18 protein-coding genes are annotated in these 12,645 nt (G+C 70.4%); 8 read left to right on the forward strand and 10 right to left on the reverse strand.

Features of this window, described 5'->3' with window-relative positions; all coding sequences use genetic code 11:
- Positions 1 to 139: 139 nt before the first annotated feature.
- The 5 genes from hisF to hisB are packed head-to-tail and all read right to left on the reverse strand — an operon-like array spanning position 140 to position 3,120.
- Positions 140 to 904, reverse strand: a complete 765-nt coding sequence (gene hisF / locus ACBY01_RS16540) for an imidazole glycerol phosphate synthase subunit HisF (RefSeq protein WP_416462082.1) — start codon at positions 902 to 904, stop codon at positions 140 to 142.
- On the reverse strand, positions 901 to 1,638 hold the full coding sequence (hisA, locus tag ACBY01_RS16545) for a 1-(5-phosphoribosyl)-5-[(5-phosphoribosylamino)methylideneamino]imidazole-4-carboxamide isomerase (protein ID WP_416462083.1): 738 nt from the start codon (positions 1,636 to 1,638) through the stop codon (positions 901 to 903). The genes hisF and hisA overlap by 4 nt, the downstream gene beginning before the upstream one ends.
- Positions 1,626 to 2,228, reverse strand: a complete 603-nt coding sequence (gene hisH / locus ACBY01_RS16550) for an imidazole glycerol phosphate synthase subunit HisH (RefSeq protein WP_416462084.1) — start codon at positions 2,226 to 2,228, stop codon at positions 1,626 to 1,628. Before hisH ends, hisA begins: the two co-directional genes overlap by 13 nt.
- The gene (locus tag ACBY01_RS16555; RefSeq protein ID WP_416462085.1) at positions 2,225 to 2,536 is read right to left on the reverse strand and encodes a YciI family protein; all 312 of its coding nucleotides are present in this window, start codon (positions 2,534 to 2,536) and stop codon (positions 2,225 to 2,227) included. Before ACBY01_RS16555 ends, hisH begins: the two co-directional genes overlap by 4 nt.
- A complete protein-coding gene (gene hisB, locus ACBY01_RS16560; RefSeq protein WP_416462086.1) occupies positions 2,533 to 3,120 on the reverse strand; it encodes an imidazoleglycerol-phosphate dehydratase HisB in 588 nt (195 codons plus the stop codon). The genes ACBY01_RS16555 and hisB overlap by 4 nt, the downstream gene beginning before the upstream one ends.
- An 80-nt stretch (positions 3,121 to 3,200) precedes the next feature.
- Between hisB and ACBY01_RS16565 the strand changes: the two genes are divergently transcribed.
- The 6 genes from ACBY01_RS16565 (at position 3,201) to ACBY01_RS16590 (ending at position 7,966) form a co-directional block, all read left to right on the forward strand.
- The gene (locus ACBY01_RS16565; RefSeq protein WP_416462088.1) at positions 3,201 to 3,686 is read left to right on the forward strand and encodes an SspB family protein; all 486 of its coding nucleotides are present in this window, start codon (positions 3,201 to 3,203) and stop codon (positions 3,684 to 3,686) included.
- A 51-nt stretch (positions 3,687 to 3,737) separates the two neighbouring features.
- Positions 3,738 to 5,135, forward strand: coding sequence for a class II fumarate hydratase (gene fumC / locus ACBY01_RS16570; RefSeq protein ID WP_416462089.1), 1,398 nt, complete (start codon positions 3,738 to 3,740; stop codon positions 5,133 to 5,135).
- Positions 5,136 to 5,360: 225 nt separating this feature from the next.
- Positions 5,361 to 5,576, forward strand: coding sequence for a hypothetical protein (locus ACBY01_RS16575; RefSeq protein WP_416462090.1), 216 nt, complete (start codon positions 5,361 to 5,363; stop codon positions 5,574 to 5,576).
- Positions 5,573 to 5,770: a hypothetical protein gene (locus ACBY01_RS16580; protein ID WP_416462091.1), complete on the forward strand. Its 198-nt coding sequence runs from the start codon at positions 5,573 to 5,575 to the stop codon at positions 5,768 to 5,770. Before ACBY01_RS16575 ends, ACBY01_RS16580 begins: the two co-directional genes overlap by 4 nt.
- Positions 5,771 to 5,839: 69 nt before the next feature.
- Positions 5,840 to 6,490 carry a guanylate kinase gene (gene gmk, locus ACBY01_RS16585; RefSeq protein WP_416462092.1) on the forward strand — a complete coding sequence of 217 codons (651 nt, stop codon included), beginning with the start codon at positions 5,840 to 5,842 and terminating at the stop codon, positions 6,488 to 6,490.
- 279 nt (positions 6,491 to 6,769) lie between these two features.
- The gene (locus tag ACBY01_RS16590) at positions 6,770 to 7,966 is read left to right on the forward strand and encodes an OpgC family protein (RefSeq protein WP_416462093.1); all 1,197 of its coding nucleotides are present in this window, start codon (positions 6,770 to 6,772) and stop codon (positions 7,964 to 7,966) included.
- Positions 7,967 to 8,010: 44 nt separating this feature from the next.
- On the opposite strand, the gene ACBY01_RS16595 is transcribed toward ACBY01_RS16590, so the two are convergent.
- Genes ACBY01_RS16595 through crcB form a run of 5 tightly spaced genes read right to left on the reverse strand, consistent with a single transcriptional unit; the run spans position 8,011 to position 11,069 of the window.
- The gene (locus tag ACBY01_RS16595) at positions 8,011 to 8,703 is read right to left on the reverse strand and encodes an ATP12 family chaperone protein (protein ID WP_416462094.1); all 693 of its coding nucleotides are present in this window, start codon (positions 8,701 to 8,703) and stop codon (positions 8,011 to 8,013) included.
- A complete protein-coding gene (locus ACBY01_RS16600; RefSeq protein ID WP_416462095.1) occupies positions 8,700 to 8,906 on the reverse strand; it encodes a hypothetical protein in 207 nt (68 codons plus the stop codon). The genes ACBY01_RS16595 and ACBY01_RS16600 overlap by 4 nt, the downstream gene beginning before the upstream one ends.
- Positions 8,903 to 9,598, reverse strand: coding sequence for an HAD-IA family hydrolase (locus tag ACBY01_RS16605; RefSeq protein WP_416462096.1), 696 nt, complete (start codon positions 9,596 to 9,598; stop codon positions 8,903 to 8,905). Before ACBY01_RS16605 ends, ACBY01_RS16600 begins: the two co-directional genes overlap by 4 nt.
- Positions 9,598 to 10,686: an RluA family pseudouridine synthase gene (locus tag ACBY01_RS16610; RefSeq protein ID WP_416462097.1), complete on the reverse strand. Its 1,089-nt coding sequence runs from the start codon at positions 10,684 to 10,686 to the stop codon at positions 9,598 to 9,600. The genes ACBY01_RS16605 and ACBY01_RS16610 overlap by 1 nt, the downstream gene beginning before the upstream one ends.
- Entirely contained in the window at positions 10,683 to 11,069 is a 387-nt protein-coding gene (crcB, locus tag ACBY01_RS16615) for a fluoride efflux transporter CrcB (protein WP_416462099.1), read from the reverse strand. Before crcB ends, ACBY01_RS16610 begins: the two co-directional genes overlap by 4 nt.
- Before the next feature lie 246 nt (positions 11,070 to 11,315).
- Between crcB and ACBY01_RS16620 the strand changes: the two genes are divergently transcribed.
- Positions 11,316 to 11,597 carry a hypothetical protein gene (locus tag ACBY01_RS16620; RefSeq protein ID WP_416462100.1) on the forward strand — a complete coding sequence of 94 codons (282 nt, stop codon included), beginning with the start codon at positions 11,316 to 11,318 and terminating at the stop codon, positions 11,595 to 11,597.
- Between the two features lie 4 nt (positions 11,598 to 11,601).
- Positions 11,602 to 12,495 carry an EamA family transporter RarD gene (rarD, locus tag ACBY01_RS16625; RefSeq protein WP_416462101.1) on the forward strand — a complete coding sequence of 298 codons (894 nt, stop codon included), beginning with the start codon at positions 11,602 to 11,604 and terminating at the stop codon, positions 12,493 to 12,495.
- Positions 12,496 to 12,645 lie beyond the last annotated feature (150 nt).

Here is a 12,645-nt window from a genome sequence, read left to right on the forward strand (position 1 = left end):
GTCGCGCGCGCCTACAACAACACCCCCAGAAAGTGCCTCGGCTTCCGTACCCCCGCCGAGGCGTTCCAACTGTTGCACTTCGAATGTGAATCCACATCCTGACTTCCGTCAGGATGACGGGGGAAGAGGGGAGTGGCGGCTAGGCCCCGCGCACCGCCACGCCGGCGGCGGCAAGCGCGGCGTGGGCGTCGGCGACGCTCGCTTCGCCGAAGTGAAAGATCGAGGCGGCGAGCACCGCGCTGGCATGGCCCTCGACCACGCCGGCGACGAGATCGGCAAGGCTGCCGACGCCGCCGGAGGCGACCACCGGCACGTCGGTCGCGTCGGCGATCGCGCGGGTGAGCGCGAGGTCGTAGCCGTCGCGGGTGCCGTCGCGGTCCATCGAGGTCACCAGCAACTCGCCCGCGCCCAGCTCCGCCAGGCGGGCGGCGTGGGCGAGCGCGTCGATTCCGGTGGCGCGGCGGCCGCCGTGGGTGAACACCTCCCAGCGGCCGGGTTCGACCTGGCGCGCGTCGATCGAGGCGGTGACGCACTGGCTGCCGAAGCGGTCGGCGATCTCCGCCACCACTTCGGGCCGGGCGACGGCGGCGGAATTGACCGCGACCTTATCGGCGCCTGCCAGCAGCAGTGCGCGGGCGTCGGCGGCCGAGCGGACGCCGCCGCCGACGGTCAGCGGCATGAAGCACACCTCCGCCGTGCGGCGGACCACGTCGATGATGGTGTCGCGGCCCTCGTGGCTGGCGCCGATGTCGAGGAAGCACAGCTCGTCGGCGCCGGCGGCGTCATAGGCGCGCGCCTGTTCGACCGGATCGCCGGCATCGCGCAGGTCGACGAAGTTGACCCCCTTCACCACGCGCCCGGCGTGGACGTCGAGGCAGGGGATGACGCGGACGCGGACGCTCATGCGGCGACCCGCAGCGCCTCGGCGAGGTCGAGGCGGCCGTCGTAGAGCGCGCGGCCGGTGATGACGCCTTCGATGCCGGGCTTGCCGCGCAAGGCATGGATGTCGTCGATGCCGGCGACGCCGCCGCTCGCGATCACGGGGATGCCCGCCTCGGCCGCGAGCGCAGCGGTGGCGGCGACGTTGCACCCCTTGAGCAGCCCGTCGCGGCCGACGTCGGTGAAGAGCAGCGCGGCGACGCCGGCGTCCTCGAACCGGCGGGCGAGATCGGCGACGGTGACGGTCGATACGTCCGCCCAGCCGCGGGTCGCGACCAGCCCGTCGCGCGCGTCGACCGCGACGACGATGCGGCCGGGCAGCGCACGGGCGGCGTCGCGGACCAGATCGGGATCCTCCAGCGCCGCGGTGCCGATCACGACGCGGGCGACGCCCAGGTCGAGCCAGCGGTCGATCGCGGCGCGGGTGCGGATGCCGCCGCCCAACTGCACGCGGCCGGGGAAGGCGCGGACCACGCTCGCCACCGCATCGCCGTTGACCGAATCGCCGGCAAAGGCGCCGTCGAGGTCGACGACGTGGAGATGGTCGGCGCCGGCTTCGGCGAACGCACGCGCCTGGGCGGCGGGATCGTCGCCGTAGACGGTGGCGCGATCCATGTCGCCTTCGGCCAGCCGGACGACCTGCCCGCCCTTGAGATCGATCGCGGGGAAGACGATCAGCCGGTCGGTTACGGGTGCCATGCGAGGAATCTCTCCAGCAGCGCGATGCCGTAGCGCTGGCTCTTTTCGGGGTGGAACTGGACGCCGAGCAGATTGTCGCGGCCGATCGCCGCGGTCACCGGCTGTCCGTGGGTGGTAGTGGCGACGACGCCGTCGCCTTCAAAGGCATAGCTGTGCAGGAAATAGGCCTCGCCCGGCTGGACGATCGGGTGGTCGCCGGTCGGCACCACGTCGTTCCAGCCCATGTGCGGCACGCGGGCGTGCGGGCCCGCTTCCAGCTTGCGGACGGTGCCGGGCAGCCAGCCGAGGCCGGCGTGGGTGCCGAACTCCTCGCCCTGCGTGGCCATCAGCTGCATGCCGACGCAGACGCCCAGGAAGGGCACGCCGCCGCGCAGCGCGCGCTCCTCCATCGCCTCGATCATGCCGGGCACGGCGGCGAGGCCGTCGATACAGGCACGGAAGGCACCGACGCCGGGCAGGACGATGCGGTCGGCGCGGCGCACGGCGTCGGCATCGGCGGTGATCGCCATGTTGGCGACTCCGGCGGCCTTGAGCGCATTGGCGACCGAGTGGAGGTTGCCCGCGCCATAGTCGATCAGCGCCAGCGTCATGCGAGCAGCGCGCCGATCTCGGCGTTGGCGATGGCGGCGGTGAAGCCGACGACTTCCAGCGTGGCCGCGCCCTCGATGATGTACGGATCGGTGCGGGCGATCGCCTCGACGGCTTCGGCCTCGCCGCGGAACAGCAACACGCCGCCGGTGGCGGAGGCGCGGCGGCCGGCGAGCAGCACTTCGCCCGCCGCGATCCGTTCCTGGATCCACGCGAGATGGCGCGGGCGCAGCGCGTCGACCTCGTCGATCGGCTTCCCATAGTTGAGCAGCGCGAGGCTGAGCGGCTGGTTCGGGCGCGCGACGCTCACAGTACGCCCTTGGTCGACGGCACGGCATCGGCCTTGCGCGGGTCGATCTCGGTCGCGGTGCGCAGCGCGCGCGCCAGCCCCTTGAAGATGCTTTCGGCGATGTGGTGGTTGTTGGTGCCGTGGAGCGTCTCGACATGCAGCGTGATGCCGGCGGCCTGCGCGAAGCTGTGGCAGAAATGCTCGAACATCTCGGTGTCCATCGTGCCGAGCTGCGCCTGGGTGAAGCGCACCTTCCACACCAGCCACGGGCGGCCGGAGATGTCGAGCGCGACGCGGGTCAGCGTCTCGTCCATCGGCGACAGCGCCTCACCGTAGCGGCGGATGCCGCGCTTGTCGCCCAGCGCCTTGGCGAACGCCTGGCCGATGGCGATGCCGGTATCCTCGACGGTGTGGTGCGCGTCGATGTGCAGGTCGCCCTTGGTGCGGACGGTCAGGTCGATCAGCGAATGGCGCGACAGCTGTTCGAGCATGTGGTCGAAGAAGCCGACCCCCGTCTTGACGTCGTAGCTGCCGGTGCCGTCGAGGTCGACGGTCACCTCGATCGAGGTTTCGCTGGTGGAGCGGGCGATGGTGGCGGTGCGCATGAGCGTTTCCATAGCGCCGCCCGTCGCGCACGCAACGCAACGAATCTTGACCCGACCCGAAACCCCGCTACCCAAGGCGCATGAACGCTCAAGTGCCCGACAGCCTGATCCCATATGACGAGATCGTGCAGGATGCCCTGCGCGCCGTCGTCGGCCGCGTGCTGGGGCAAGTCGCCTCCAACGGCGGCCTGCCGGGCGACCATCATTTCTACATCACCTTCAAGACCCAGGCGGCGGGCGTCGAGATCCCCAAGCGGCTGGTCGAGCGTTTCCCGGACGAGATGACGATCGTCATCCAGCACCGCTTCTGGGACCTGACGGTGGATGCCTCGCGCTTTTCGGTGGGGCTGAGCTTCAACCAGATCCCGTCGACGCTGATCATCCCCTTCTCGGCGATCACCGGCTTCCACGATCCGGCGGTCAATTTCGAGCTGCGCTTCCAGGCGGCCGAGGGTCCCGACGGCGGGCCCGAGCCGCACGACCCTGCCGAGAACGACGAGCCGCAGGCGAAGCCGGTCGAGGACGGATCGAACGTCGTCGCGGTGGATTTCAAGCGCAAGAAGTAAGCCGGCGCGGGCCGGGTGCAACAACCCGGCCGCTCCTCGCGTTGTCGGGCCATGAGCACCGACAGCACGCGCACCGAAACCGACTCGATCGGCGCGATCGAGGTTCCCGCCACCGCCTATTGGGGCGCCCAGACCCAGCGATCGATCGAGAATTTTCCGTTCGGATCGACCGAGCGGATGCCGATCGGCATCGTCCATGCCCAGGCGATCGTGAAGCAGGCGGCGGCGCGGGTGAACCGCAAGCACGGCCTCGACGCCAAGATCGTCGACGCGATCGAGGCGGCGGCGCAGGAGATCGTCGCCGGCACGCTCGACGACCAGTTCCCGCTGGTGATCTGGCAGACCGGCAGCGGCACCCAGACCAACATGAACGTCAACGAGGTGATCGCCGGCCGCGCCAACGAGGTGCTGAGCGGCACCAGGGGCGGCAAGGCGCCGGTCCATCCCAACGACCACGTCAACATGAGCCAGTCGTCCAACGACAGCTTCCCGACCGCGCTGCACGTCGCGACCGCGATCGCCACGCGCGACGCGCTGCTGCCCGCGATCGACCAGTTGACCGCCTCGCTCACCGCCAAGGCCGAGGCGTGGGGCCAGATCGTCAAGATCGGCCGCACCCATACCCAGGATGCGACGCCGCTGACGCTGGGGCAGGAGTTCTCGGGCTATGCCGCGCAGCTGGTGAGCTGCAAGGCGCGCATCGAGGGCGCGCTCAACGGCAACATTCGCAAGCTCGCGATCGGCGGCACGGCGGTCGGGACCGGGCTCAACGCGCCCGAGGGCTGGGCCGAGGACATGACCGCGGCGATCGGCGACATCGCCGGTACGACGTTCGAAAGCGCTCCCAACAAGTTCGAGCAGCTGGCGGCCAAGGACGGGCTGGTGTTCTTCTCGGGCGCGCTCAACACGCTGGCGGTGGCGCTCAACAAGATCGCCAACGACATCCGCTTCCTGGGCTCGGGGCCGCGTTCGGGGCTGGGCGAGCTGACGCTGCCGGCCAACGAGCCGGGCAGCTCGATCATGCCGGGCAAGGTGAACCCGACCCAGTGCGAGTCGCTGACGATGGTCGCGGCGCAGGTGATCGGCAACCATCAGGCGGTGACCGTCGGCGGCATGCAGGGGCATTTCGAATTGAACGTGTTCATGCCGCTGATCGGCGCGAACGTGCTGCGCTCGATCCACCTGCTTGCGACCGGCATGACGAGCTTCGCCGAGCGCTGCGTCGACGGCACGGTGGCCAACGAGCAGCAGATCGCCGATCTGGTCGGCCGCTCGCTGATGCTGGTGACCGCGCTGGCGCCGGTGATCGGCTACGACAACGCGGCCAAGATCGCCAAGAACGCGCACGAGAAGGGGCTGACGCTGAAGGAAAGCGGGCTGGCGCTGGGGCTGGTCGATGAGGCGACGTTCGACCAGTATGTGCGGCCGGAGACGATGGTGGGGCGGTAGTTTCAGGGCACATTCCTTTTTCCCGTTCGCCTCGAGTAGCCGTCGAGCTTGTCGAGACGGCGTATCGAGAGGTCGACGCTCGCGGCTCTCTCGATACGGGCTCTCGACAAGCTCGATCCCTACTCGAGACGAACGGGGGGGAGGTCGGACCCGAGCAGCACACCGCTCCGGAACCCACGCCCCCTTCCGGCGCTTTTCCCTCCGACACGAACAAGCGAGGTTTTCATGAGCACGACGACGATAGGCGCGCTGATCGGCGGAGCGATCGACAGCATGAGCGGCGACGACAGCGCGGCCGATGGCGCGATCGTCGGCGCGGTGACCGCCAACGTGCTCAAGGTCGTCGTGCCCGTCGTGGTGACCTATGCGGTCGGCTGGGCGGTGCTGCGCGGCGTCGAGCAGCTGCGCGAACAGCTGTTCGGTCGGGAGGACGTGGCATGATCGGCCGGATCGTCAGCGCGCTGGTGGGCCGCGAGATCGACCGCCGCGACGGCAGCGGCGGCGCCAAGGGCGCGGCGCTCGGCTATCTCGCCGCGGGCGCGTTGCGGCGCATGGGCCCGCTCGGGCTGGTGCTCGGCGGCGGCTATGTCGCCAAGAAGGCGTACGACCGGCGCAAGGCCCGCAAGCGGATCTGACGGCCAGGGGCGCGGTGCCGGTGCGGGTCATGCCTTGACGGACCGCGCCTGCTCGCGCCACTAGCGCGCATGGAACTGCCGCCAGAGTCCGATCCGCACGGCTTCAAGCGCCGTGGCGTGTTGTTCGTTCTGTCCTCGCCGTCGGGCGCGGGCAAGTCCACCATCGCGCGCAAGCTGCTCTCCGCTGAGGCGGGGCTGTCGATGTCGGTGTCGGCGACCACCCGCGCGCCGCGGCCGGGCGAGGTCGAGGGCAAGGACTATCACTTCGTCGATCTCGAGGAATTCCGCCGCATGGCGACGGACCACGAGTTCCTGGAGTGGGCGCACGTGTTCGGCCAGCGCTACGGCACGCCACGCGCGCCGGTCGAGGCGATGCTGGCGGCCGGCAAGGACGTGCTGTTCGACATCGACTGGCAGGGCGCGCAGCAGCTGTTCCAGATCGCCGGCGGCGACGTGGTGCGCGTGTTCATCCTGCCGCCGTCGATGGCGGAGCTGCGCCAGCGGCTGTTGAACCGCAACACCGACGCGATCGAGATTATCGACGCGCGCATGGCCCGCGCCGCCGCGGAGGTGAGCCACTGGGACGGCTACGACTATGTGCTCGTCAACGACGACGTCGAGGCGTGCTTCCGTTCGGTGCAGACGATCCTTGCGGCCGAGCGGCTCAAGCGCTCGCGCCAGACCGGCGTGATCGGCTTCATCCGCAAATTGATGGCGTGAGTTTTAGGCAGGGGGCCCTGCTGATCCTTCTCCCGTCATCCTGACGGAAGTCAGGATCCATTGCCGCTCCGCCTGAGCCTCTAGCGTTGCGCGTCTGGATGCTGACGTTCGTCAGCATGACGGAAAGGCGCGGCGGGCGCTTGCCTGTCCGCCCGCCGCGGCTTCGTACCGGCTCGACGTTCCGACCGACAGGGCACCGCATCCCGAACCGCCTTCGGCGATTGATCCGCACGCGTTCGCGCCGTTGAAGGCGAGCCTACGAACTGCCGGAGGAACGATTTGCCACGTTACGGGATCATCGACGGCCTGCGCGGCTTCTTCCTCGTCTTCATGCTCATCAACCACCTGGTGTTCGAGGGTGGGTACTGGATGCTCCGGGTCAACCACAACCAGCTGGCGTTCGTCGAGGACGCGCAGGGGTTCGTGTTCCTGTCGGGGCTGATGATCGGGCTGGTCTATGGCCGCAAGATGCTGCGGCAGGGCTATGCCGTCGGCAGCCGCTTGATCCGCGCGCGGGCGTTCGAGCTGTATCGCTATGCAATCGGGATCGTGCTGGCGGTGCTCGTCGCCAAGCTGCTGCTGCCCTACGCCGACGGGCTGTGGTTCAACTGGCTGGGCGACACCAGCCTGACCGGCGACCCGCTGCGGCTGGCGGCGATCGCGGCCTTTCTGTTTCAGCCGACGATCATGGATATCCTCCCGCAATATGTGATCTACATGCTGGTGGCGCCGCCGATCGTGTGGCTGTGCCTCAACGGCCATGTGGCGAAGGTGGCGGCCGGATCGGCGCTGCTGTGGTTCGTCGGGCAGCTGGGCGTCCACCACCTCGTCACCGATCCGTTGAGTGGCTGGATCGCGTCGAGCGACGGGCAGGGCATCCGCACCGGCTTCAACCTGCTCGGCTGGCAGATCGTGTTCTTCTCCGGCGCGGCGATCGGCGCGCTGATGGCTAGCGAGCGGATCGACTGGCGGGCGCTGCTCCGGCCGGACCGGACTCTCGTGCCGTGGGTGTGCCTCGTCACCTGCCTGCTGCTGCTGCCGCTGCGGGTGACGACCGCGCACGGGCTGCTGCCGCCCGACCTCGCCGCGAAGATCGCCACGCTGGAGATCCGCGCCGACTTCAGCCTGATCTACCTCGTCAACTTCACCGCGGCGGCGCTGGGGCTCGCCTGGCTGCTGGTCGCGGGTGCCGAGCATCGCCGACCAGCGGTGCGCAGGCTCGCCACCGGCTTGCGCACCTTCTTTTCGCTCGCTCCCCTGCGGCTGCTCGGGCGCCATTCGCTCCACGTCTATGTCTGGCACGTCGCGATCGTCTACGCGGTCTATTACCTCGACCAGGCGAGCCCACCCTTCTCGCAAGCCACGAAGACGGCGATCGCACTGGTCTGCCTGGCGCTGCTGCCGCTCCCGGCGCTGTGGCGCGAACGGGGCAAGCAGGCGGCCCCTGCGGTCAAGCCGGTGCCGTCGCCTTCCTGAGCGGAGCGGCAATGTGTCCTGACATCCGTCAGGAGGACGCGAGGTTAGCGCAGCGCTTCGAGGAAGGTGACCGCGGCGTCGTAGTCGCGGCGGCGGGCGGCGCGGGTCTGGGCGGCGAGCGAATCCTCGCCCCAGCGCTCGGCCTGCCAATCCTCGTCGAGCTGCGCCGCGGCCCAGATCGTCTCGGCGTCGAACGCGCGTTCGGCGCGTGCGAGCGCCAGCACCAGCGAGCCGGTGATCGTCACCAGCGGCGACAGTCCGGCAAGCGCGAACGCGTCGCGCGCGGCGGTCGCCTCCGCCAATCGCGCGACGGTGGCGGGCGGCTGTGCCACGGGCATCACCCCGCTCGCGATCGTGAAGGCGACGTCGTAGCGCCGGCGGGCCCAATCGAGCACCGGGTCCCAGGCGGCGGCCTGACGCGCGACCAGCGGCTCGGGATCGTCGGCGCGGTAGCAGAGCAGGTCGCTCTCCCCATAGGCGGCGAGCCCGGCGGCGAAGGCAGCCGGATCGGGGGCGATGCGGTCGATCGCCGCATTGGCGAGGCCGGTGAGCGGCATCGCGCGCGGATCGAGCGTGTCGCCGACGCCGGCCCATTCGTCCGCCACCGCCCGCGCCAGCGCCGCGGTGGGGAGTGCGAGCGGCGCGCGGCCGGGAGTGCGCACCGGCCGGCCGTCGAGCGCGATGCCGAACCCGGCTTCGCCCGGTTCGACCGTCACCGTCTTCCAGAAGCGCTTCACGGGCGGCTCCGCCAGCGGTGCGCCAGCGCACGCGGCACCACCGCCATCACGTAGAGCGCGGACAGGACGATCGCGACGCCCAGCAGCTTCTGCGGCATCGCGATCGCGCGGGCGAGCAGCACCACGCCGAACACCGCGCCGCCCGCGGCGGCGATGCGGAGCAGCACCAGCACCAGCCAGCGGTTGCGTGCCGGATCGGTCACGCCCGCGCCTCGGACGCGGCGCCGCACAGCGCCTCGGCGACCTCGGGCAGCGTCGCGGCATGCTCGCAGACGTGGCGCGCGCCGGCGGCGGTGAGCTCGGCGGCGGTGTGATAGCCCCAGGCGACGCCGATCGCGTGCACGCCGGCGGCGTCCGCCATCGCCATGTCGAAGCTGGTGTCGCCGATCATCACCGTGTCGCGCGGGCTCGCGCCGGCCTCCGCCATCGCCAGCTCGAGCATCGAGGGATGCGGCTTGGACGGATGGCGGTCGGCGGTCTGGAGCGTGACGAAGTGACGGGCAAGGCCGTGATGCTCCAGGATCAGCGCGAGCCCGCGGTCGGACTTGCCGGTCGCGACGCCGAGCAGCCAGCCGTCGGCGGCGAGGCGCTCGATCGCCTCGGGAATGCCGTCGAACAGCGGCTCGTCGGCCAGCCCGCCGCGCATCCGCATCGCGCGGAAATGGTGCTTATAGTCCTCGGCCATCGCCGCGTGCAGCGCCGGCTCCGCCTCTGGCGCGAGCCGGGCGATCGCCTCGACCAGGCTCAACCCGACGATGCGGCGGATCGCCGGCCGGTCGGGCGGGGGCAGCCGCGCGGAGTCGAACGCCAGCTCCATCGCCCGGCAGATGTTGGCCTGGCTGTCGACGAGCGTGCCGTCGCAGTCGAACACCGCCAGCCGGACGCGTGCCGCCATCAGCCGCGGGTCCGGCTGCGTCGCTCGCCGCGGCGTTCCTTGCGTACCGTCTTGGCGTGCGCCTTGGCCTTGGCCTTTTCCATGGCGCGGCTGGGGGGTGGGGGCGCGTCCTCCGCCAGCGCATTGCCGAGCGCCATGTCGAAGCCGAGCAGCTCCATGCTCTCGGCGAAATGCTGCGGCAGCTCGGCCGTGACGTCGATCTTGCCGCCGTCGGGATGGTCGATGCGGATGCGCCGGGCGTGGAGGTGCATCTTGCGGCTGACCCCGCCGGTCAGGAACGCCGCCTGGCCGCCGTATTTGCCGTCACCGACGATCGGGTGGCCGATCGCGCTCATGTGGACGCGCAGCTGGTGGGTGCGGCCGGTATAGGGCTGCAGCTCGACCCAGGCGGCGCGGTTGCCGACGCGCTCGATCACGCGATAGCGCGAGCGGGCGGGCGCGCCCTCCGCCTCGTCGACGTGCATCTTCTCGCCGCCGCTGCCCGGCTGCTTGGCGAGCGGCAGGTCGATCATGCCGTCGTCGATCGACGGCACGCCGATCACCAGCGCCCAATAGGTCTTGCGCGCCGAGCGGCCGGAGAAATGCTTGGCGAAGAACGCCGCGGCGCGCGCGGTGCGGGCGAGCAGCAGCGCGCCCGACGTGTCCTTGTCGAGCCGGTGGACCAGCTTGGGACGGCCTTCCGCGTCGTACTGGAGCGCGTCGAGCAGCCCGTCGACATGGTCGTGGGTCTTGGTGCCGCCCTGCGTCGCCAGGCCCGGCAGCTTGTTGAGCACGATCGCCTGCGCGTCGCGGTGGATGACCATCGACTGCGCCAGCTCGACCTGTTCGGGGGCGAGCGGGGCACGCTCGGGGCGCGGGCGCGCGGGCCGGTCGGGCTCGGGCGGGGGGACGCGGATCTGCTGGCCTTCGGCGACGCGGTCGCCCGGCGTCGCGCGCGCGCCGTCAACGCGCAGCTGGCCGGTGCGCGCCCAGCGCGACACGGTGTTGAAGCTGACGTCGGGCAGGTGCCGCTTGAACCAGCGATCCAGGCGCACGCCGTCGTCGTCGGCGCCGACGGTGAACTGGCGGACGATGGGGGCGTCGCTCATGCCGAGGCCCTCGCGACGGAGAGCCCGACGAACAGCGCGACGAGCGATCCCAGGACGGACGCGGCGACGTACAACGCTGCCCCGCCCAGCTCGCCGCGCTCGATCATCAGCACCGCGTCGAGCGAGAAGGCCGAGAAAGTGGTGAAACCGCCGAGCACGCCGACGCCCAAGAGCAGCCGCGCATTCTCGCCGCCCAGCCCGTCGAACACGCCGCGGCCGAGCGCCGCGACGAGCAGCCCCATTGCGAAGCCGCCCAGGAGGTTGACGCCGAGCGTGCCCCACGGCCAGTTCGGGCCGAGCAGCGCGAGCGTGCCGCGCCCGAACAGGTGGCGCAGCCCGGCGCCGAGCGCGCCGCCGAGCATGACGAGAAGGAGATGGTTCATGATCGCCTGCGCCTAGCGCATCGCCGCGCGGCTGAACAGACGCGTGTGGTGGGCGGGGGTGGACGGCATGCTGCGCTGACGGCTGACCGATCCACATTCCGTCCCGTTCGCCTCGAGGTGCCGTCGAGCTTGTCGAGACGGCGTATCGAGAGGTCGGTCGTTGGGGCTCTCTCGATACGGGCTCTCGACAAGCTCGATCCCTACTCGAGACGAACGGGAGGAAGAAGGCACCCGCTAAAGCCCCGCTTGTCCGGACCCACGGACGATCCGCTTGCCGCACCGCCGGATCATGGCCATTGCAGCGGCATGCTGAACTTCCTCTCGCTCCTGATCGGCCTGTTCGCGCTGCTGCTGGCGATCCCGGCGCTGATCCCGATCGTCTCGCTGGCGAACTGGATCGTGTTTCCGGTCGCGCTGCTCGGCTTCATCGTGGGGCTGCTGTCGTCGCGCAATGCGGGACGCAACCTCAACCTGATGCTGATGATCGTCAGCGGGCTGCGGCTGTTCCTGACCGGCGGGCTGTTCTGATCCGATGGCGCACGCGCCGGAAAGCCGCCGCGGGCTGATCCACGGCGCCGCGGCCTATGGGCTGTGGGGGCTGCTGCCGCTCTATTTCCACCTGATCGACCGGGTGGATGCGGGCGAGATCGTCGCGCAGCGCGTGCTGTGGTCGGTGGTGCTGCTGGTGCCGATCGTGCTGCTGCTCGGGCGCGGTGCGAAGCTGTGGGCGGTGATCCGCACGCCGCGGACGATGGCGATGCTGGCGGCGAGCGCGCTGCTGATCGCGGCCAACTGGCTGCTCTACGTCTGGGCGGTGCTGCACCATCAGGTGCTGGCGGCGAGCATGGCCTATTTCCTCAACCCGCTGCTCAACATCGCGATGGGCGTGGCGCTGCTCGGCGAGCGGCTGACGCGGGCGCAGGCGGCGGCGGTGCTGCTGGCGGGGGCCGGCGTGGCGGTGCTGGCGGTGGGCGCGGGCGGTGGGCTGTGGATCAGCCTGACGATCGCGCTGAGCTTCGCCTTCTACGGCCTGATCCGCAAGCTCGCGCCGGTCGAGGCGTTCGAGGGGCTGACGGTCGAGACGCTGCTGCTGGCGCCGATCGCCGGTGGATATCTGATCTGGCTGGCCGGGCATGACGGGCTGAGCTTCGGCCGGGAGGCCGGGCTGACGGTGCTGCTGATGCTCGCCGGCGCGGTGACGACGGTGCCGCTGCTGCTGTTCGCCGCGGCGGCGCGCGAGCTGCGCCTGGCGACGCTGGGGCTGCTCCAGTTCCTCGCCCCCAGCCTCCAGTTCCTGCTGGCGATCACGCTGTTCGGCGAACGGCTCGACGCGCAGAAGCTGCTGAGCTTCGGGCTGATCTGGGCCGGCCTGGCGGTGTATGTGGGCGGCAGCCTGCTGGGCCGCAGAACCCGCGCTGCCGCGTAAGGCTTGGTACCGCGGCGTAGGCGGGGCTCTTGCGTGCCCACGCCCGATTCTCGTCATGCTGACGGAAGTCAGCATGTGGATTCACATTCGAAGTGCAACAGTTGGAATGCCTCGGCGGGGGTACGGAAGCCGAGGCACTTTCTGGGGGTG

The organism is Sphingomonas mangrovi (assembly GCF_047975845.1).
Taxonomy (GTDB): domain Bacteria; phylum Pseudomonadota; class Alphaproteobacteria; order Sphingomonadales; family Sphingomonadaceae; genus Sphingomonas.